The organism is Ectothiorhodospira magna, from assembly GCF_900110965.1.
Taxonomy (GTDB): domain Bacteria; phylum Pseudomonadota; class Gammaproteobacteria; order Ectothiorhodospirales; family Ectothiorhodospiraceae; genus Ectothiorhodospira; species Ectothiorhodospira magna.
Window position 1 is genome coordinate 39,995 of the sequence record NZ_FOFO01000005.1, and the last position, 20,078, is coordinate 60,072.

22 protein-coding genes and 1 pseudogene are annotated in these 20,078 nt (G+C 61.9%); 3 read left to right on the top strand and 20 right to left on the bottom strand.

What is annotated here, in order from left to right; all coding sequences use genetic code 11:
* Positions 1-54: 54 nt before the first annotated feature.
* From BMX62_RS03045 to lptM, 6 genes and pseudogenes are all read right to left on the bottom strand, one after another.
* On the bottom strand, positions 55-696 hold the full coding sequence (locus BMX62_RS03045; RefSeq protein ID WP_090203973.1) for a hypothetical protein: 642 nt from the start codon (positions 694-696) through the stop codon (positions 55-57).
* 63 nt (positions 697-759) lie between these two features.
* Entirely contained in the window at positions 760-1,758 is a 999-nt protein-coding gene (locus BMX62_RS03050; protein WP_238375828.1) for a CHAD domain-containing protein, read from the bottom strand.
* Positions 1,759-1,842: 84 nt separating this feature from the next.
* Positions 1,843-3,951 (bottom strand): annotated as a pseudogene (gene recG / locus BMX62_RS03055) (ATP-dependent DNA helicase RecG); the annotation flags it as partial.
* A gap of 45 nt (positions 3,952-3,996) precedes the next feature.
* Complete coding sequence (locus BMX62_RS03060) at positions 3,997-4,380, bottom strand: RidA family protein (RefSeq protein WP_090203980.1); 384 nt, start codon at positions 4,378-4,380, stop codon at positions 3,997-3,999.
* 32 nt (positions 4,381-4,412) lie between these two features.
* Entirely contained in the window at positions 4,413-5,660 is a 1,248-nt protein-coding gene (lysA, locus tag BMX62_RS03065; RefSeq protein WP_090203983.1) for a diaminopimelate decarboxylase, read from the bottom strand.
* Positions 5,661-5,664: 4 nt separating this feature from the next.
* Positions 5,665-5,820, bottom strand: coding sequence for an LPS translocon maturation chaperone LptM (gene lptM, locus BMX62_RS03070; protein WP_090203986.1), 156 nt, complete (start codon positions 5,818-5,820; stop codon positions 5,665-5,667).
* A gap of 109 nt (positions 5,821-5,929) precedes the next feature.
* On the opposite strand from lptM, the gene BMX62_RS03075 reads away from it, so the two are divergent.
* Entirely contained in the window at positions 5,930-7,084 is a 1,155-nt protein-coding gene (locus BMX62_RS03075; RefSeq protein ID WP_090203989.1) for an alkaline phosphatase family protein, read from the top strand.
* 52 nt (positions 7,085-7,136) lie between these two features.
* Positions 7,137-7,436, top strand: coding sequence for a hypothetical protein (locus tag BMX62_RS03080; protein ID WP_090203992.1), 300 nt, complete (start codon positions 7,137-7,139; stop codon positions 7,434-7,436).
* 73 nt (positions 7,437-7,509) lie between these two features.
* Here the strand turns inward: BMX62_RS03080 and BMX62_RS03085 are convergent, their stop codons facing one another.
* The 14 genes from BMX62_RS03085 to BMX62_RS03150 form a co-directional block, all read right to left on the bottom strand.
* Entirely contained in the window at positions 7,510-8,508 is a 999-nt protein-coding gene (locus tag BMX62_RS03085) for a DUF2726 domain-containing protein (protein WP_090203995.1), read from the bottom strand.
* Positions 8,509-8,668: 160 nt separating this feature from the next.
* Positions 8,669-9,736, bottom strand: a complete 1,068-nt coding sequence (locus BMX62_RS03090; RefSeq protein ID WP_090203998.1) for an alkene reductase — start codon at positions 9,734-9,736, stop codon at positions 8,669-8,671.
* Positions 9,737-9,773: 37 nt separating this feature from the next.
* A complete protein-coding gene (locus tag BMX62_RS03095) occupies positions 9,774-11,102 on the bottom strand; it encodes a dihydroorotase (RefSeq protein WP_090204001.1) in 1,329 nt (442 codons plus the stop codon).
* Positions 11,099-12,121: an aspartate carbamoyltransferase catalytic subunit gene (locus tag BMX62_RS03100; protein ID WP_090204005.1), complete on the bottom strand. Its 1,023-nt coding sequence runs from the start codon at positions 12,119-12,121 to the stop codon at positions 11,099-11,101. Before BMX62_RS03100 ends, BMX62_RS03095 begins: the two co-directional genes overlap by 4 nt.
* Positions 12,118-12,627: a bifunctional pyr operon transcriptional regulator/uracil phosphoribosyltransferase PyrR gene (pyrR, locus tag BMX62_RS03105; protein ID WP_090204010.1), complete on the bottom strand. Its 510-nt coding sequence runs from the start codon at positions 12,625-12,627 to the stop codon at positions 12,118-12,120. The genes BMX62_RS03100 and pyrR overlap by 4 nt, the downstream gene beginning before the upstream one ends.
* The gene (ruvX, locus tag BMX62_RS03110) at positions 12,624-13,103 is read right to left on the bottom strand and encodes a Holliday junction resolvase RuvX (protein WP_202906190.1); all 480 of its coding nucleotides are present in this window, start codon (positions 13,101-13,103) and stop codon (positions 12,624-12,626) included. Before ruvX ends, pyrR begins: the two co-directional genes overlap by 4 nt.
* Positions 13,096-13,653, bottom strand: a complete 558-nt coding sequence (locus tag BMX62_RS03115; RefSeq protein ID WP_090204014.1) for a YqgE/AlgH family protein — start codon at positions 13,651-13,653, stop codon at positions 13,096-13,098. The genes ruvX and BMX62_RS03115 overlap by 8 nt, the downstream gene beginning before the upstream one ends.
* Before the next feature lie 100 nt (positions 13,654-13,753).
* The gene (locus BMX62_RS03120; RefSeq protein WP_090204017.1) at positions 13,754-14,638 is read right to left on the bottom strand and encodes an energy transducer TonB; all 885 of its coding nucleotides are present in this window, start codon (positions 14,636-14,638) and stop codon (positions 13,754-13,756) included.
* A complete protein-coding gene (locus tag BMX62_RS03125; RefSeq protein WP_238375829.1) occupies positions 14,638-15,219 on the bottom strand; it encodes a Gx transporter family protein in 582 nt (193 codons plus the stop codon). Before BMX62_RS03125 ends, BMX62_RS03120 begins: the two co-directional genes overlap by 1 nt.
* A gap of 52 nt (positions 15,220-15,271) precedes the next feature.
* Positions 15,272-16,426, bottom strand: coding sequence for an RNA-guided endonuclease TnpB family protein (locus BMX62_RS03130; RefSeq protein WP_090204019.1), 1,155 nt, complete (start codon positions 16,424-16,426; stop codon positions 15,272-15,274).
* Between the two features lie 104 nt (positions 16,427-16,530).
* A complete protein-coding gene (locus BMX62_RS03135) occupies positions 16,531-16,890 on the bottom strand; it encodes a NusG domain II-containing protein (protein WP_202906191.1) in 360 nt (119 codons plus the stop codon).
* Entirely contained in the window at positions 16,890-17,936 is a 1,047-nt protein-coding gene (locus BMX62_RS03140) for an FAD:protein FMN transferase (RefSeq protein WP_090204025.1), read from the bottom strand. Before BMX62_RS03140 ends, BMX62_RS03135 begins: the two co-directional genes overlap by 1 nt.
* Positions 17,933-18,898: a glutathione synthase gene (gene gshB / locus BMX62_RS03145; RefSeq protein WP_090204026.1), complete on the bottom strand. Its 966-nt coding sequence runs from the start codon at positions 18,896-18,898 to the stop codon at positions 17,933-17,935. Before gshB ends, BMX62_RS03140 begins: the two co-directional genes overlap by 4 nt.
* A 97-nt stretch (positions 18,899-18,995) precedes the next feature.
* A complete protein-coding gene (locus tag BMX62_RS03150) occupies positions 18,996-19,331 on the bottom strand; it encodes a hypothetical protein (protein ID WP_090204030.1) in 336 nt (111 codons plus the stop codon).
* Positions 19,332-19,582: 251 nt separating this feature from the next.
* Here BMX62_RS03150 and tnpA point away from each other — a divergent pair, with 251 nt between their 5' ends.
* Positions 19,583-20,011, top strand: a complete 429-nt coding sequence (tnpA, locus tag BMX62_RS03155) for an IS200/IS605 family transposase (RefSeq protein WP_143339646.1) — start codon at positions 19,583-19,585, stop codon at positions 20,009-20,011.
* The last annotated feature ends 67 nt before the right edge of the window (positions 20,012-20,078 follow it).

Below are 20,078 nucleotides of genomic sequence, written 5' to 3' on the forward strand. Positions count from 1 at the left end.
AATGGGGATGCCCGGCCCACGGCTGAGCGGCTCGAATACAGCAGCCTGCTCAGTTCACCTCAGAATGGGGGGTACAACGTCAAGGTGATCGGGTGCGGGGTGTTGGTCATCACCAACATGACTGTCACCATGATCGGAAGGAGAAGCCGAGTTGAAGGAGAAGCAAGTCGGCGACGAAGCAGAATGTAAAGAAAGAAAACATGATCGCCGACAAGAAGATCGGCAGCACATGGCCAGCATGGTCGGATGGGGGTCGTTGGTCACCACGCTGCGCCCCTCGATCCGTAGTCTTTGGGCATAGAGTTTCCTGACGATCATATGCCGCTTGGCGATGAGCCGCTTTATCCGGATGAAACCAACGCAACCCAGGACAAATCCACCCAGGACCAGCACCATCAGCATTGCCATGATGACTGGAGGGAGAAACAGGCCGGTGAAAAAACAGAACGCCAGATAAGTCAACGCGGTGGCCGACACGCCATATCCGAGCACCCGCACACGGCGAACCCGCAGCTGACGGGTATTGAGGGCCATCACCTGCCTGAGATTGAGGGCAATCTCTGCGTTGTCGTAAACCGCCGGCCCATGCCGCGATTCACCATGATGCCCGGCCCAAGCACCTCCCCGCGCTTGGGCATCGGCCTTGTGGATAGTGATGGTAGAGGTACTGGACAGTACAGGAGATTGTTTGAGCACCTAGAGATTATCTTTCTGCAAAGACATAAAATCCATGACCAATATCACCCCATGGCTGCAGAATCAGGCCGGGTCGGTACCCACCTGCTGCAATCGGGCCACGCCGGTGGCCAGATGTTCCAGAAAACTGTCCCCCTCGCCTTCCAGAAGCTTTGCCTTCAACCGGGACATCAGGTGCTCATGGCGATCATGCAGTTCCCGGGCCAGGCTCATGAGTCCGGCCCGCTCATCCTGGCGGCGGGCGGACTCCAGATCAGGGTGATCCGGGTTCAAGGTGAGGGAAAGGTCGATCAGACGCCGCAGCCGCTCGGCCCCGGCCTCCTCGGAGGCTTCGCCCAACTCCTGGGCAAAGACCTGGATATCATGGATTTCCCCCATCAGGTTCTGCATATCCTTGAGTTCGCGGACCAGGGCCTTGCCTTCCTCCAGTTCTGCCGCCACCGGTTCCAGCAGGTAGCGCAGGCGCTTGCCCGCAATACGGGCCTGATGCACGGCCTCGTCCGCTGCACCGTCATCCCCGACCACCCGCTGTAGCTGGCGGCGGAAATCCTCCGCGGACGCCAGCAGCCGGGCGGCAGTGACGGTGCCAAAGGGGGGGCTGTCATCATCCCGAATCAGATCCAGTCGTCCCTGGATGCGCTTGTTCAGACGCCGGAAGGCATCGGGCAGGGTTTCATGCAGGTCTTGGTACTCTTCCTGCAACCGCTGTTCCAGGCGGGCCATCATCCACTGATAGCCGGGCCGCTGGTGGGATTTCACCTGGCCATGCTGCTGTTTCATCCAGGCAATCTGTACTTCCGTGTCCCGGGCCAGGCCCGTCCCGGCGGCCAGTTCCTTCACCCGGCGGCGCAGTTTTTTCGGCAGCCAGGTCTTGACGAAGGTCTTGTGGGCGGCCAGCAGGCTGCGCAAGCGCCGCAGGGCGACCCGAAAATCATGCAGGGCCTCCGTATCCTGCGGGTCTGACAGCCGATGGGCGGCCTGAGCCGCCTGATCGAGATAGTTTCGGGCCAGATCACGCACCACACGGGCCGCGGGCTGGATTGCCAGGCTTTTTTTCATCATTTTGCGCGAGAAACCCAATGGTCAAAAAATACCGCCATTAACGCCCATATGGATGACATTTTTATGAATCTGGCGTTGATGATATCAACCCACGCGACCATATTCCTCCGATCCACTGAGCCAGCGCCGGATCAGCGGCTCCACGTGGTCCGGGTGCTCCCGCATCAGCCGGGTCGCCGCCGCTTTTACCGTTTCCAGCAGGTCCTGATCCCGGGTGATCTCGGCAATGCGAAACTGCATCATCCCCGTCTGCCGGGTGCCCAGCACCTCCCCCGGCCCCCGCAACTCCAGGTCAATGCGGGCAATCTCAAAGCCGTCGGTGCTGGCCCGCAGGGCCTCCAGGCGACGCTGGGCGGTGTAAGAAAGGGGAGGATGATAGAGCAGCACACAGGCGCTCTCCGCCGTGCCCCGCCCCACCCGGCCCCGCAGCTGATGTAGCTGGGCCAGCCCCAGACGTTCCGCGTTCTCGATGATCATGAGAGAGGCATTGGGCACGTCCACTCCCACCTCGATCACCGTGGTGGCCACCAGCAACTGCAGCTCACCGGCCTTGAAAGCGGCCATCATTGCCTCTTTTTCCCGAGGTTTCATGCGCCCATGCACCAGCCCCACCCGGACACCGGTCAGAGCCGCCTGCAACAGGGCGTGGGTATCTTCTGCCGCCTGGGCCTGCAGAACCTCGGATTCCTCGATCAGGGTGCAGACCCAGTAGGCTTGCCGCCCCTGGCTGATGGCATGGTGGATGCGTTCCACCACCTCTCCCCGACGGGTATCACTCACCGCCACCGTCTTCACCGGGGTGCGTCCCGGCGGCAACTCGTCGATGACCGAATAGTCCAGGTCGGCGTAGGCGGTCATGGCCAGGGTGCGGGGAATGGGGGTGGCGGTCATGATCAGTTGATGGGGCAGACGGCCATCCCGGGCGCCCTTCTCCCGCAGGGCCATGCGCTGGTGCACGCCGAATCGGTGCTGTTCGTCCACGATCACCAGGGCCAGGTCCTCGAAGCTCACCTCGTCCTGGAACAGGGCATGGGTGCCCACCGCCACCCGGGCGGTACCCTCGGCCAGCGCCGCCAGGGACTCCCGGCGGGCGCGCACCCCCTGCCTGCCGGAAAACCAAGCCACCGGAATGTCCAATGGCCCCAGCAGGGCGCGAAAATTGTGGTGATGCTGTTCCGCTAAAATCTCCGTGGGGGCCATCACTGCGGCCTGATGACCGGCCTCTACTGCCTGCAGACAGGCAGCCACCGCCACCAGGGTCTTGCCCGAACCCACGTCCCCCTGTACCAGACGCAGCATGGGACTGGGCCGCGCCATGTCCCGTTCCAGCTCCCGGATCACCCGGTCCTGGGCACTGGTGAGGGCAAACGGCAGGGACCGGCGCAGACGACCGAGCAGATTACCATCCACCCGTATCACCGGAGCAGGCCGGGCGGTGGTGCGGGTGCGCAGGCGGTACAGACTCAGGTGATGGGCCACCAGTTCCTCGAAGGCCAGACGCCGCTGGGCGGGGTGACGGCCCGCCAGCAGTGCCGCCACGGAGACATCCGGCGGTGGCCGATGCACAGTGCGCAGGGCCGATTCCAGGTCCGGCAGTCCGGCGCTATCCAATACCCCCGGCGGCAGCCAGTCCGGCAGATGATCCAGATGAGCCAGGGCCTCGTCGGTGAGACGGCGCAGGGTGATCTGATGCAGCCCTTCCGTGGTGGGGTAGACAGGGGTGAGGCAATCTTCCACCGGTAGGGTATCGTCCTGGATGGCCCGATATTCCGGGTGTATCATCTCCAGCCCACCTTGCCGACTCCCTCGCACTTCCCCAAAGCAGCGCAGCCGCACCCCGCGCACCAGATTATGTTGCTGGGCGGCGGAGAAATGGAAAAACCGCAGATTGAGGGCGCCGGTACCATCGGCCAGGCGCAGGATCAACATGCGCCGACTGCGGGACTGCACCTCGGCCAGGGCAATCTCTCCTTCCACCACCGCCTCGTCTCCGGGGCGCAGGCCACCTATGGGCAGCAGCCGGGTGCGGTCCTGATAGCGCAGAGGGAGATGAAACAGCAGGTCGGTCAGGGTGTGGATACCCAGCTTTTCCAGCCGGGCCGCCTGCTTGGGGCCGATGCCCCTGAGAGTGGTGACAGGTTCGGTCATGACGCTATCCGCTTGATTCCTTTCCCGATGATGCCATGTCCCTGGCCATGATGGCCCCTCCCCCCCAGGAGGAGGGGCCGCCGGATTCCGTCAGGACAGGTCCATGATCCCGTCCATCTCCACCTGGGCATCTTTGGGCAGGCTGGCAACGCCGATGGCGGCACGGGCCGGATAGGGCTCGTGGAAGTATTCGGCCATGACCTGATTCACGGTGGGGAAATGGGTCAGGTCGGTGAGGAAGACATTGAGCTTGACCACGTCGTCCAGGGTGCCGCCGGCGGCTTCGGCCACCGCCTGCAGATTGTCGAACACCCGGCGAATCTGGGCTTCGACAGGGCCTTCCACCATGTCCATGGTTTCGGGGATCAGGGGGATCTGGCCGGACAGGTAGACAGTGGACCCCACCTTCACAGCCTGGGAATAGGTACCGATGGCCTGTGGAGCCTTGTCGGTGGCGATAATTTCACGGGACATGAGAGATTCCTTCTGGTGTTCGATATGGAGGATCAGCCGGGCAGCAGGGTTTCCCCGGCCATCAGTTCATCCAGGGTCTGACGGCGATGGATCAGCCAGTCCCGGTCCCCATCCACCATCACCTCCGCGGGCCGGGGACGGGTATTGTAGTTGGAGCTCATGGTAAAACCGTAGGCCCCGGCGGATCGCACCGCCAGCAGGTCGCCGGCAGCCAGGTCCAGAGTGCGCGCCTTACCCAAAAAATCCCCGGTTTCGCAGACCGGCCCCACCACGTCATAGGGGATGCCCTCGCCCCCTCGGGGACGCACCGGCACGATGTCCATCCATGCGCTGTAGAGGGCGGGCCGGATGAGATCGTTCATGGCTGCGTCCACGATGGCAAAGTGCTTGTGGCGGGTGGGTTTGAGGTATTCCACCTGGGTGAGCAGCACTCCGGCATTGCCAGCAATGGCCCGGCCAGGTTCCACCAAAATCTCGTAATGGGTATCCTGCAACACCGCCAGCATGGCCTGGGCATACTGCTCGGGCAGAGGCGGATGCTCGTCCCGGTAACAGATGCCCAGCCCGCCCCCCAGATCCAGATGATGGAGGCGGATGCCTTCGTCTTCCAGGGTCCGGGCCAGATGCAAAACCCGGTGCAAGGCGTCCACGAAGGGTTCCAGGCGGGTGAGCTGGGAACCGATGTGGCAGTCGATGCCGATGATATTCAGGTGCGGCAGTGCCGCGGCCCGCCGGTAGAGCTCCAGGGCATCGGTCACGTCCACGCCGAACTTGTTTTCCTTCAGCCCGGTGGAGATGTAGGGATGGGTCTGGGCATCCACGTCCGGATTGACCCGCAGGGACACCGGCGCCGTCACCCCCAGGGCGCCGGCCTCGGCATTGAGGCGCTCCAGTTCCGCCGCCGATTCCACGTTGAAGCAGCGGATGCCCAGTTCCAGGGCGCGGCGCATCTCGTCGGTCCGCTTGCCCACGCCGGAGAAGACCACCTTGCCCGGATCACCGCCGGCCCGCACCACCCGCTCCAGTTCGCCGACGGAGACGATGTCGAACCCGGACCCGAGCCGGGCCAGCAGGTTGAGCACCGCCAGACTGGAATTGGCCTTCACCGCATAGCACACCAGATGGGGGTGATCCCCCAGGGCGCGATCAAAGGCATGCCAGTGGCGTTCCAGGGTGGCCCGGGAATAGACATAAAGCGGCGTGCCATGACGCTGGGCCAGTGTTTCCAGACTCAGCGCTTCAACGTGGAGTACGCCATGATGGTAGTTAAAATGATCCATGAAGCTATGACCGTTGCGGGGCAACAAGGAGGGTGACCCCGTGATGGGATTCTTCGGGCAGGTAAAGATCGCCCCGTTGACCACAGCTGGCCAGCAGGCTGGCGGTACCCAGGACCACAACCACGCCGATCAGCAGCAGATTGGACCAGCACAAGCGCATGGTGGTATTCCTTGTTTGCTGTTTGTTTTACCGGTGGCCGCCATGATAGCACTGGGCGGAATCCAGACCTCTGTTTATCATCCCAGGATACCCAAACGAGAACCAGTCAATGCAGATACCCGATTACCAGGGACGTTGCCTGGCCAATTTGATGACATCCCTGATCAGCGGTCTGGGGGGGACTCCATCCTGTCACAAGCCCTTGCTGGCCCTGCCCCCGGAGGAGGTGGCCCGCCATCGCCATGTGGTGCTGGTGGTGGTGGATGGCCTGGGGGATCAATTTTTACAAACCAGGCCTGCCCCCTTCCTCAATGGCCACCGTCGCACGGGTATCCATGCGGTATTTCCTACCACCACCGCCACCGGCGTCACCACCTTCCTGACCGGCGATGCGCCCGCCCAACACGGCCTGACCGGCTGGCATATACATTTTCGGGAACTGGGGGCTGTGATGGCGGTCCTGCCCGGCAAACCCCGTTACGGGGGGAGCGGGTATGACCAGGTGGCTGATCTGGATGTGCTGAACTGGCTGAAGCATGAGGTGACCTTTAACCGAATTCCAGTGGTCAGCGCTCTGGTCAGCCCTAACAGGATCGCCCATACCCCGTTCAACAAGGCCCATAAGGGCCAGGCGCGGCTGTTTCCCTTCCGCACCCTGCAGAGCATGGTGAACCGGGTGGAAGAGGTGGTCAAGAAGCGTCCAGATATTAGCTACACCTATGCCTATTGGTCGGAACTGGACCATTTGGGCCATCGCTACGGCCCGGATGCCCCCCTGACCCGCAGGCATCTGGAGACGATTGATGATGCCCTGAGTGTGCTGGCTGCCCGACTGCGGGGTACTGATACCTTGCTGATTGTCACCGCCGACCACGGCATGACGGCGGTTAACCATCAACTCCTCCTGGCGGACTACCCGGAGATTGCCGATTGCCTGATGCTGCCCTTGTGCGGTGAGCCACGGGTGGCCTGGGCCTATGTGCGCCACGGCTGGCATGAACGGTTCCAGGCTCTGGTCAAGGCGCAACTGGGACAGGTCTGCACCTTGCGTCCCAGCGCAGAACTGCTGGAAGAAGGCTGGTTTGGTCCGGGTGTACCCCATCCTGAGCTGGCGGCCAGGATTGGAGACTATGCCCTGCTGATGCATCCAGGGTGGATCATTTCGGACCAGATGCTTACCGAAAAACCCTTTGATCTGAAGGGCGTGCATGGTGGGCTGACACCTGAGGAACTGGAAGTGCCTCTGGTGGTGACCGTCTGCTGAGTCGGGCTTCCGTGGTATCATTGGCGGCCATCCACCGGCACAGGACTTTGCCATGTCAGAAGCCCTCAACCTGTTCGACAGCGCCGCCAGCCAGACCGTGGAGTTGGCCAACCGTCTGAGCGACGTGGATCCCCAGGCTGATCTGTGGGAGATTGCAGATGGCTTGCTGGCGGGAGCGGTCCACTACTGGCTCTATACCCGCCAGCCTTGCGGCGATCCCCGCTGTGAGCAATGCGCCGCCATCAGCACCGCCGAAGAGCGTCTTGCGGTTCTGCTCAAGGATCTGGAAGCATACGCCCGGGACAGCGACTATTTCCATGCCCCTACGGACGTGAATGTAGGTCGGGCCTGATGGGCCGGAAGCGGCCCAAATCCTGTTGGACACGCCGCCACAGCGTGTAAGTGACGGCGTGCCGGAGGACCGTTCAGTCTTTTTTCACCCCAGGCCCGCGTCGGGCCGGGTTGCGCCGGGGTCTTGCCGGAGCCAGCCTGGCTGACGGGGTGCGCTTGGCCCTGGCAGTTGCCCCGGCTCCCTTGGCCCCAGCAGATGGGCGGGATTTACGGGAGGCGGCGCTGGCAGGGGTACTGACCACGTCGATCTTCTCCCGGCGAGTGGTTCGGGATGCACTGGAGGAAGACTGATCCCTGGTGGCCGAAGGTGATCGGGATTCAGGGGCCGCCTTGATCCGGGGCATGGGGCCGGATGAGGCGGCGGGTTCAGGATCGGGGCTGGATTGGGTTGCCGTTGCGTCAGGGGCTGCAGCAGGGGTTCGCGCCGCAGCTTTCTGGGCTGCCCTGGCCTCAGCCTCGGTCCTGGCCTTGGCTTCCGCCCTGGCTTTGGCTTCTGACTTGGCCCTGCGTTTGGCTTCTGCCCTGGCTTTGGCTTCGGCCTTGGCTTTGGCCTTGGCCTGAATCCGGGCCTGGTTGGCAGTGATGGCGGCCTCTACCTGCGCCTTGACGGTGTCGGCCTCATGGCCCGAACGGGTGGGGATCACTGCATAGGGCAGTTCCACCTGTTCACAGACCGAGCCGAGAAACACATTGGAATCATGCAGGGCCGTCAATCCCCGGCCCGCGGCTTGCATGCGCAGGACACAGGTTACGGTCTGGTCAGACTTTTTACACAGCACAAAGTCGAAATATTCATGGGCAATACGGCGTCGGGCCGCCTCTTTGAGGGGCTGATCCGGGTTGGGCTTGAGTGTGAGGACATTGGCGGCCATCACCTTGGGAAAGACGTGATGATCAGCCCCCAGGCCCTCTGTCAGGGCTTTGAACAGGGCCTTTTCCTCGCCATTGAGTACAGACCCGGATTTGCCGTAGCAATCCGGTCGGGGAGCGGGCAGGGAAGCCCGCGCATTGTAGTACTGATAAAACAGCAGTGCGGCAATCAAAAACAGGACAACCAGGGAAAACTCCACCATTGCTGACACCTCTCCATCGTATGGGACAAACTGTTCCAGAATGCGGACGGGGCATAAAGTCGATGAAGCGTGGAAAATCCCCCACGCTCAAGGCTGGGGGGATTCCCGTTTCTGACACGTTACCGCGCTTGCGGTGATTTCGCCAGTATAGTTCGCCGGATCAAAGCGGGGGATAATCGATGTAGCCTTCCGGGCCTGGGGCATAAAAGGTGCTGCGATCCGCCTCCGCCAGGGGGCCATGACGGCGGAAGCGCTCCACCAGATCCGGGTTGGCGATGAAGGGGGTCCCGTAGACCGCGGCATCGGCAGCGCCGGAACGAATCAGCGCCTCCCCCGTCTCCTGGGTCAGACCACCGCCGGCCAGATAGGCATCGCCCTTGAATCTGGGCCGCAGCAGATCATGATAATGCCCGTGATCGCCAAACAGGGCCACATGCAGATAGGCCAGTCGAAAATATCCCAGTTGCTCCACCAGATGACAGTAGGTTTCCCTGGGGTTGTCATCGTGGATATGGTTAAACCCCATTTCCGGGGCCAGTTTGATGCCGATGTAATCGCCGCTGCGCACGGAGGTCATGGCTTCGAGCACCTCCAGAATGAAGCGGGCACGGTTTTCTACGCTGCCACCATACTGGTCGGTACGCTGATTGGTGCTGGAGCACAGGAACTGTTCCGCCAGGTAGCCAGAAGCGGCATGCAGTTCCACGCCGTCAAATCCTGCCTCGAAGGCCAAAGACGTGGCAATGCGAAAATCCTCGATCACGTCCGGGATTTCATGGGTTTCCAGGGCGCGGGGGGTGACAAAGGGTTTCATGCCTTCCTGGGTGAAGGCTTCACCCTCGGGACGCACCGCAGAGGCAGAAACGGGCAAGGCGCCGTCCGGCAAAAGATCGGGGTGGGAAATACGGCCCGCGTGCATCACCTGCATGACGATGCGACCCCCGGCAGCATGGACCGCGTCAGTCACCGCCAGCCAGGCATCCACCTGTTCTTCGGTGAACATGCCCGGAGTACGGGCATAGCCCCGACCCATGGGGCAGGGATAGACCCCTTCACTGATGATCAGGCCAGCGGTGGCGCGCTGGGCGTAATAGGTGGCCACATGGGGACCGGGAATGCCGGCATCGTCTGCCCGGGAACGGGTCATGGGCGCCATGACGATGCGGTTTTTCAGGTCCAGGGCGCCGGCATAGAGGTTGGAAAACAGATCGGTCTCTTTGTTGGGCATGGAAAGTTTGTCTCTTCTGGATTCTAAAAAGATAGGCTCATGGCCGTCCGGTTGTGACAGGGGCCGGCGATGGTGTTTTGACGGCAGGAAAATGCTCGAAAATCACCCGCCCGGCCACCAGGGTGTGAGTGACCCGGGGCCGAAAGTCCCAGCCAAAAAAGGCACTGTTATGGCCGGCGCTAAGCCAGTTGTCCGGTCCGGGTCCATAGCCCCGTTCCGGGTCCACGATAGTCACGTCCGCCCGGTCGCCTACGGTCAGGGTGCCCACCTTCAGGCCCAGAATCCGGGCCGGGCCAGCGGTGACCCGGCGTACCGCCTCGGACAGGGACAGCACGCCGTCTTCCGCCAGCCGCAATACCAGGGGCAGCAGGGTTTCCAGGGTGGACATGCCCGGCAGGGTGGCCGGGAAGGGAGCCAGCTTGGCATCGGCTTCCTGGGGTTGATGGTCTGAGCAGATGGCTTCGATAATACCGCTGGCCACGGCCTTGCGTAGCCCATCCCGGTCCCGCAGGGTGCGCAGGGGGGGGATCACATGACACAGGCTGTTAAAATCCGCCACATCCATTTCGGTCAAAAACAGTTGATGGGCACAGACATCGGCGCTGACCGGCAGACCATCTTCCCTGGCGCGACCCACCATGGCAGCTCCCCGTGCCGTGGACAGGCGGCAGATGTGGATGCGTGCGCCAGTCTGGGCGGTCAGGGCCAGCAGCACCCCCAGGGCAGCCGTTTCTGCAGCCTCCGGGATACCCGGCAGGCCCAGGCGGGTGGCGACGGCACCTTCGTGGGCACAGCCGGTACCCGCCAGAGACCAGTCGATGGGATGCAGGTACACGGTGATACCATGGCTGGCGGCGTATTCCAGGGCTCGCCGTAACAGCAGGTGACTGCCCATCGGGCGCAGGGCCTGACTCATCCCCAGGGCGCCAGCCCGTTTCAGGGCGGCCATATCCGACAGTTGCTGTCCCTTGAGGCCCGTTGTCAGGGCGCCCAGGGCATGGACCCGAACACCGCAGGCCTGTCTGGCACGACGATTGATCAGTTCGATCTGGGCCGGGGAATCTACCACCGGACTGGTGTCTGGTGGACAGACCAGGGTGGTGATGCCCGCACTGGCAGCAGCGCGGGTTTCCGAGGCGATGGTGGCCTTTTGTTCATGTCCTGGTTCCCCCAGGCGGGCGGAGAGATCCACCAGACCGGGCAGTACCCAGCGCCCCAAGGCGTTGATGCGCCGATCCGGGCTGTAATCCTCGCTGGGAGGCGCGCCCAGGGCGACGATCTCCTCACCCTGGATGTAAAGGTCCGTGACCTGATCCACCCCGTTTTCCGGGTCGATCACCCGGCCTTGTTCGATCAGCAGTTTCATGCGCCAGACCCCTGATTCATACTGCCGCCCATGATGGTGGACATGACCGCCATGCGCACGGCGATACCGTGACTGACCTGTTCCAGAATGACCGACTGGGGGCCGTCTGCCACTCGGGAGTCGATCTCCACTCCGCGATTGGCGGGGCCTGGATGCATGACCATGCAATCTGGCGCTGCCAGGGCCAGGCGTTCCTCGGTCAGCCCCCAGAGCTGGAAGAATTCGTGCTCGGAGGGCAGCAGGCCGCTTTCCATCCGTTCCTTCTGCAGCCGCAGCATGATGACCACATCCACATCCCTGAGGCCGGCGCGGATGTCGTGAAACACATGTACCCCCAGGTCCTCCACATAGGCAGGCAGCAGGGTCTTGGGGCCGATCACCCGGACTTCGCCGGTATTGAGCAAATTCAGGGCGTGGATCTGGGAGCGGGCCACCCGGGAATGGAGGATGTCGCCCACGATGGCCACCTTCAGGCGGGTGAAGTCCCCCTTGTGGCGACGAATGGTGAACATGTCCAGCAGGGCCTGGGTGGGGTGGGCATGGCGACCATCGCCGGCATTGAGCACGCTCACATGGGGCGCCACGTGGCGGGCGATGAAGTGGGCCGCGCCGCTGTCGGCGTGACGCACCACGAACATGTCCACATACATGGCCTGGAGGTTTCTGAGGGTGTCCAGCAGGCTCTCGCCCTTGACCGTGGCCGAGGTGCTGATATTGATGTTCAGCACGTCCGCCGACAAACGCTTGGCCGCCAGTTCGAAGGTGGTGCGGGTCCGGGTGCTGGCCTCGAAGAACAGGTTCATCACCGTCTTGCCCCGCAGCAGGGGCACCTTCTTCACCGCCTGGGCGTTCATGCCGGCGAAGGACTCGGCGGTATCCAGGATCTCGGTGATCAGGGCGCCGGAGAGTCCCTCGATGGTGAGCAGATGCCGTAGCCGTCCCTGGGCATTGAACTGCAGGGAGGGAGGCAGGGGTCCGGCGGCAGGCCGGAATCGGGCCGGGCTATCCTGATCGATCATGACGCGGGTTCCAGTTTGACGATGTCCAGACGCAGGGGATCGGGTCCCCGCAGCTTCACCTGCTCGTCGCTTCGAAGCTTGAGATGCTGGCCCACCACCTGGGCCTGGATCGGCAGCTCCCGTCCGTCCCGTTCCACCAGCACCGCCAGCATCACCGAGGCCGGACGGCCATAGTCGAACAGTTCGTTCATGGCGGCGCGGATGGTGCGGCCGGTGAACAGCACATCGTCCACCAGCAGGATGTGGCGATCATCCACGGCGAAGGGCAGGGAGGAGGGACGCACCTGGGGATGCATGCCCATGCGGCTGAAGTCATCCCGGTAGAAGGAAATATCCAGTTTACCCAGAGGCTCGTTCAGATCCAGGCGCTGGTGCAGTTGCTCGGCCACCCAGACTCCGCCGGTATGGATACCCACCAGGGCGGGGGCGGTGATGTGCTGTGCCGACAGGTGGCGGCGCAGGGCATCAGCCATGCGGTCCAGAAGGGTGCTGACAGGTTCGGTCATTGAGAAATCTCTTGGGCAAGCCAGTGTTCCAGAAAGATGGCCGCTGCGACGGCGTCGATGTCCTCCTTGCAAATACGTCCACGACGGCCTTCCTGGCGCCGGGATTTGAGCTGGGATGTGGCTTCGGCAGAACTGAACTGTTCGTCCACCCATCGCACCGGCAGGGTATAGCGGGCTCGCAGACGATCACAAAAAGCCTGGATGCGGCGGGCCAGAGGGTGCTCGCTGCCGTCCGGGGTGCCGGGCAGGCCCACCACCAGCAGGGCCGGTTGCCATTCCCGGATCAGGACATCCAGGCGGGGCCAGTCGGGGATGCCGTCCCGGGCGCTCAGGGTGTCCAGGGGGGCGGCGGTGCGGGTGATGCCATTACCGACGGCCACGCCGATGCGTTTTTCCCCGTAGTCCAGTCCCAGCACTGTATCGGGTATGCCCATGTCCCGGATTTTTTTCTCGCGCCGGGCGCGGGTATCAGGCATGACCGGCCTGACCACTCATGAGGGACAAGTCTACGCCCAGTTGTCCAGCGGCGGCTTGCCAGCGTTTGTCTGGTGGTTCTTGAAACAGAACATCTGCCGCTGCCGGGCAGGTGAGCCAGACGTTGTCTCCGATTTCCTGTTCCAGTTGTCCCGGTCCCCAGCCGGCATATCCCAGGGCAATGAGATAACTGGGCGGGCCGGCGCCCTCGGCCATGGCTTCCAGGATGTCCCGGGAGGTGGTGACGGCAATGCGGTCGCTCACTCGCATGGTGGAGGTCCAGCGTTGTCCGGCTGGATGGAGGATGAAGCCTCGATCCGGCTGTACCGGGCCGCCGTTGTAGACGGGAATGCGGTGGGCGGGCACCTTGGCGGTGATGCCCATATGTTCCAGCACCACTTCCAGAGTCAGGTCTGTGGGGTGATTGATGACGATGCCCATGGCCCCCTCTTCCGTGTGCTCGCACAGATAGGTGACGGCATGGAAAAAGTTGGGGTCCGCCAGGGTGGGCATGGCGATCAGGAACTGGTCTGTGAAGTTCGCGCTGCGCATGGGTATCGGGGTCGCGGCTGCATTCGATGGATCTAGTGTACACCTTCCCCCGATCCGGTCGTAGGGCTGGTGCCTTTGGGCGGCAGCAATCACTAATTTATCAACGTTCCTGGCTATGCAGATGGGTCTGGTTGCCCTGAAATACCCAGGTACGGGTGATCATGAGTTGATCATAAGCGTGACGCATCTCGGCAGGGAAGGGGGCAAAGGGGCCAGCCAGGGTCACAATGCGGCGGGCGGCGTCATCCAGAACCGGTTTGCCGGAACTGGCGCCGATCTGGATATTGACGACCTGACCTTCCTGATCGATCAGAACACTCAGCACTAGGCTGCCCCCCAGTTGCTGGCGCCGGGCTTGATCCGGGTAATTGAGATTGCCCACCTGTTCCACCTTGCGTACCCAGGCCGCCACATAGGCAGCCTCCACAGCGGACTGGGTGCTCAGGGCATCCACATAATGGATGCGTGGCCGAGGGGCCTGCTGTTGTTCCCTGGGGGCCAGTTCAGTACTGAATCGGGCCATGTTCAGGTGATGTTCCATCCATTCCTGGTCAGTCAAGTGGTGTTCGGGAATGGCGTTTTGGGACGGCAGCTGTCGCTGCGCTGGCACAACAGGATTAATGGCCGTGATCACCTCGGTATGGTGCCGGGGGACCGGCTGGGGCACTGCCGCCGTGGCCTGTCGCTGATTCAGGTCATCTGCAGGTACGGGGAGGGGTTGGGTCATCGGGCTCACGGGCCGACCGTCGGGAGCATCCTGGCCACTGGCCTGCTGATCCACCTGGGCCTTGACCTGAGCCTTGGGGTCGGGGGTATCGGTGCGGGTATGCACCAAAATCACCTCAACGGCTGTCCCTTCCATCCGGGGCGCGTTGGGGGACAACTCAAATCCCAGGCCAAAGATGACCAGCCCGTGCAGGGCCAGGGCCAGCAACAGGGCCGGAACCAGAGCATCGACGGCGATGGAGGAGGACGCAAGGGGCATCAGGACAGCGCCGAAGGTTGGGATACCTGCCGATACATGACGGCCGCTATTGTACCGCTCATCAGGCCGAATACCAGAGCAAAGGTCAGCAATACCGGCAGCAGTTTGAGCAAGGCGGGATGGGGGATAAACAGCCACCAGGCCAGCAGGAACTGCCCTGTCATGTGGGCCAGGGCCGCCAGTACACACAGGCCCAGGGGGCTGAGTCGGGTGCCTGCCAGCCGATGGGCCAGTCCCAGAATGGCCAGACTGCAGCCGGCACCTGCGGCACTGAGTAAAAAAGCAGGACTGAGAAAGGTGCCGATCACCAGACTGCCCGCCAGCACCCGCAATACAGTGACCCAGACCGCCATTCGCCAGCCGAACAGCATCAGCACCAGCACCGTGATCACATTGGCCAGCCCTGGCTTGACGCCGGGCAGGGGGCTGGGGATGGCGGCCTCCAGGATGTGCACGGCAATGGCCAGTGCGGCCAGCCAGGCGATGCGGTGATCTTCCCGGGTGGTGGGCAGCTGCTTGACGTCCTCCCCGCCCTGAAGGACGGGGATTCCTAGTTGTCGCCTTCCAGGTTCCTGCTTCATGGTCCGTTGCTCTTTGGGATTGCCCGCAGAGGCTTACACAGACTCCACAGGCTTAACCTCCCGTGCGCCCCACGGTAGTTTTCTCGTGCTCTCGCAGCTTGTCGGCTCCGGCCAGAATGGCCTTGCCTGCTTTGAGGATGTTCTTTGCAGCGTTCACATCGCGGTCGTGACCGGCTCCGCAGGCGGGGCAGTCCCAATGTCGAACTGATAGCGCCAAGGTGTCGGAAAGATGACCACAGGCGTGGCAACGCTTGCTGGATGGGTACCACCTGTCGATCTGAACAAAATCTCGTCCGTACCACTGGGCCTTGTAGGTCAGCATCGACGTCATTTGATGCCATCCCACGTTGCTTATGGCTTTTGCCAGCGAGCGGTTCTTGAGCATGTTCTTCACTTGCAGGCTTTCGGCAGCTACGACTTGGTTCTCGTGAATGAGCTGCGTGGTCAGCTTGTGTGCGAAGTCTCGGCGTTGGTCGGCAATCCTGGCATGAATGCGTGCGACCTTGAGTTTTGCCTTGGCCCGGTTGGCTGACCCTTTCTCCTTACGTGACAGGCTGCGCTGGGCGCGAGCCAGTTTCTTCTCGGACTGCTTGAGATATTGGTGGTTGTTGACCTTCTGTCCGCTGCTGGTGATGACCGCGTGAGTGAGGCCGAGGTCGATGCCCACCTCCTGCTTGCTGAACGGCAAGGGCGCCACATATTCCTGGACGAGAATTGAGATGTGGTAGCGCCCCGCTGTATCGCAACTGACCGTGACACTGGATGGTGTGCCGGTGAAGCGACGGCTCCATCGGATATTCAGCGGCTCCTTGTGCTTGGCTAGCTTGATCTGCCCGTCGCGGTACGAGAAACCACTGCTCGTGTAGCGAGCGGACTGGCAGGCGTGCTTTTTCTTGAAGGTGGGGTATTTGGCACGCCCCAGGAAGAAGTTCTTGAACGCCGTGTCGAGGTTGCGCAGTGCCTGCTGCAAGCAGACGTTCGACACCTCCTGAAGCCACAGCGTTTCCGACTGCTTTTTCAGCACGGTAAGCTGCTTGGCTGTGTCGTTGTAACCGACCCGCTCCTGTTGCTCGTACCAAGCGTCGGTGCGCACTTTCAGGAAGTGGTTGTAAACGTACCTCGTACACCCGAATGTCCGGGCAAGCTGTTCGGCCTGCTCGGGCGTCGGATAGAATCGGTATTTGTAGGCACGCTGCACGGTATTCATGCTGCGTATCTTAACGCCTTATTTATACCGCGTCAAACAAGAACCGCTTCGCGGTTCGCGCTATCCTTCCCCGCCCTGAAGGGCGAGGTTTGCCGCGCAACTGATCAATAGTTCACGCTATCAAATGCCCATTCATCTCCCAGTACCTCGATGATGACCCGGTTGGGCAGGCTGACAGCCATGTCGCCGGCCTGGCGCAGCCAGCCCGCCTGCTGACAGATACCCTGGGAGCCGGGGGAGGCGGCGCAGCGGGCAGCGCCGTCACGGATTTCCACCACGGTGATGCCGGCGGGGCCGGTGACTTCCAGTTGCCGGGGCTGATCCAGGGGCAGTCGGGCGATTTCCCGATCCCCGGCCACCACCCGGACCTGGGTGGCGGGGGTGGCCGGGGTCCACAGCCAGACATAGCTGCCCATCACCAGCAGTATGGCCAGCAGGATGACCAGTCCGTCGGCGCGGGTCATTATGGCAAGGAGGTAATGCGGCGGGTGGGTGTTCCCTCGAAAGTCACCCGCTTTTCCATGGCCGGCGTCAGGTGAATGACACCGGCCTCATCCACCAGCATCACCTTGTCGATACCCAATCGGGCCGCGACGGCGGGCCAGTGTTCGGGACCGGCGATAAACAGGGCGGTGCTGGCCACATCGGCGGTGGCTGCATGGTGATGGATCACAGTCACAGCCCGGGTGCCCCGAGCCGGGTATCCGGTACGAGGGTCCAGAATATGATGGTAACGTTCGCCCTCGTGGCGGTAATAACGCTCATAATCCCCGGAAGTGAATACGGCCTCCTCCCCCTGAATCCTGATGGCGGCCAGCACCCCCTGGCCATCGGGAGCGCGGACCCCGATCCGCCAGGACCGATTGCCGGGTCGGCCAATGGCCAGCAAATCGCCACCGGCATTGAGGATGGCATGTTCCACCCCCAGGTCACGCAGATGGGCCATGGCCTGCTGGATACCATAGCCTTTGGCATAGGCGCCAAGATCCAGTTGAACTGCCGGATTGTGGCTGCGCATACGAATACCGTCGATCTCGATGTCGGCCATGCTGGGCGCCTGTTCCAGAATGGCCCTGATCTGCTCCGGTGTTGGTGGCGGCCCCTGGGGATCGTCTGTCTGAAAGCCCCAGAGGGCAAACAGGGCGCCCAGGGCTGGATTGAACAGCCCTTCGCTGGTTTTGTAGAAACGTTGAGCCTCCAGAATCAGAGGCAACACGGAAGGATCGGCAGAAAAAGGCAGTCCGGTGGACAGCAGTTCGTTGGTCCGACTCATGGGGCCAGGTTCCCAGGCGTGCCAGGTTTGATGCATGTATTCCAGGTCTGAGCGCACCGATTCGGTGGCTCTGGCTACCAGCTCCCGATCTGAAGTGTAGATGTTCAGTTCCACCAGGGTGCCAAAGGCAATGAAACGATCCCGATGGATCTCCGGGCGCTCACAGGCACTCAGCAGCAAGGTCAGGCACAGTACCACCATCAGTGGCCCAGTCCGGCGCTCAAACCGGTGGATCATAAGCGGATCTCCAGCCGACGGGCGATGGCATCCATAAGTTGTCCGCCGATATCCAGTCCGAACTGCTGATCCAGTTCCCGGATACAGGTGGGGCTGGTGACGTTGATTTCAGTGAGATATTCCCCGATGACATCCAGGCCCACGAACATCAGCCCCTGATCTTTGAGGGTGGGTCCCACCTGGGCGCAGATCCACCGATCCCGCGCCGTCAGCGGCACCCCCTCGCCCCGGCCACCGGCAGCCAGATTGGCCCGTCCCTCGCCGGTGGCTGGAATACGGGCCAGGGCATAGGGTATGGGTTCGCCGTCCACGAGCAGGATACGTTTGTCACCCTGGCGATATTCCGGCAGGAAGCGCTGGGCCATGACGGTGCGCCTGCCGTGATCGGTGATGGTTTCCAGAATCACCCCGATATTGGTATCACCGGGGATCAGTCGGAATACCGATGCTCCGCCCATGCCGTCTAAGGGTTTGACCACAATTTCACCTTGTTGGGCCATGAAATCACGGATACGGGCCGGGTCGCGGGTCACCAGAGTGGGGGGGCAGCATTGGGGAAACCAGGCGGTGTAAAGTTTTTCGTTGGCATCTCGCAGACTGGCAGGCCGGTTCACCACCAGGCAACCCTCGGCAGCCGCCATTTCCAGCAGATAGGTACTGTAGACATATTCCATGTCGAACGGGGGATCCTTACGCATCAATACCACATCCAAAGTGGCCAGGGGATGGGATTCGGGCGCACCCAGCGCGTACCAGTGATCGGGATCATCCTTGACGTTCAATGGCCGGGAGGTGGCATGGACCCGGCCATCACTCAGCCACAGGTCCTGCTGTTCCATATAGTGCAGGCTCCACCCTCTGGCCTGGGCGGCCAACAGCATGGCCAGGGTGGAGTCTTTCTTGACTTGAATGGTCTGGATCGGGTCCATAACCACGCCCAAGTGGATCTGGGTACCGTGCATGCGTTAAGGCTTCCAGGGGCTGAAGGGAAACTGACACTGTCCCTGAAACCATAGAAAAGCATATCTATGGACGTAAGCCGGACAGTGCTGCTTACGATTAGCGGGTTGGGATTGCGCTGATGGCGATGACATTGAACTGCCGCGTGGTGAGTCCGAAGCGCGCCAAGTACTGCAACTTCAGCACCGCCGGATCGCAGTCGCGTGCGATGTCGGCAAAGAACCCATGCTCGGCTTGGCAGTCGAGATCGGCGTAGGCGCCGAGTGGCGCATCCAGCGTTCCATCGGGATCGTCAAGCCGCGTTTGATACCCATGGGCCGGCAACCGCCCGGCCTTGTACCAGTTCCAAGCCGTGCGGTACGCAATGCCCTTCTGTTTCGCCCGCACGCCTAACTTGATGCTTTTCATGGGGAAAGGATTAGCATAGACGAGCATGTTCGTCTATCTTTTTCTACCCGCACTCGCGCAACAATTCCAGAACGCCTTTCCTGGCAACGCTCATGGCCGTGAACGCGCCCATTGGTTTTCAGGCCATCGTGATGCCGCTCACCACCTCACGGACCTCCAACCTCTGCCGATCCAGCGCAGCAGGATATTTTCCTGTGTGCGATTGGGATAGCAGCGAAAGCGGTGCCCATTCATGTTCATGGTTGCTATAATCCCATTGAAATCATTAAAGCGCAACCATGGAAAACCCCACCAAATCAAGTTCTCACGCGGTTTATGACATCAAGCTGCATGTTGTTTTCGTGACCAGGTATCGCCGTCCATGCTTGCATGAAGAACTGAGGGATTACCTCAAGGGCGCGTTTTCTGAGATTCTGGCGGCATGGCGCTGTGAACTGATCGAGTTTGGTGGCGAGACTGACCATATTCATTTGCTGATAGCGATCCAGCCTGCGCTGAACATTTCCACGCTGATCGGCAATCTCAAGACGGCCAGCGCCCGCCGCGCCCGCAATCGTTTTGCGGAGCATTTGGCAGCGTTTTATTGCAAACCGATGTTCTGGCAACGCGCTTACTATGCTGGCTCTGTCGGTGGAGCATCCCTGGAGACGGTTCGGGCCTATGTGGAATCCCAAGGCACCAAGCCCCTCAAAAGAAACCCCGCCTGACCCCCTCCTGGCTACGCCTGGCAGGGGGAATGCGCGGGGGAGATGTTCAACAACCCCAACCAACACA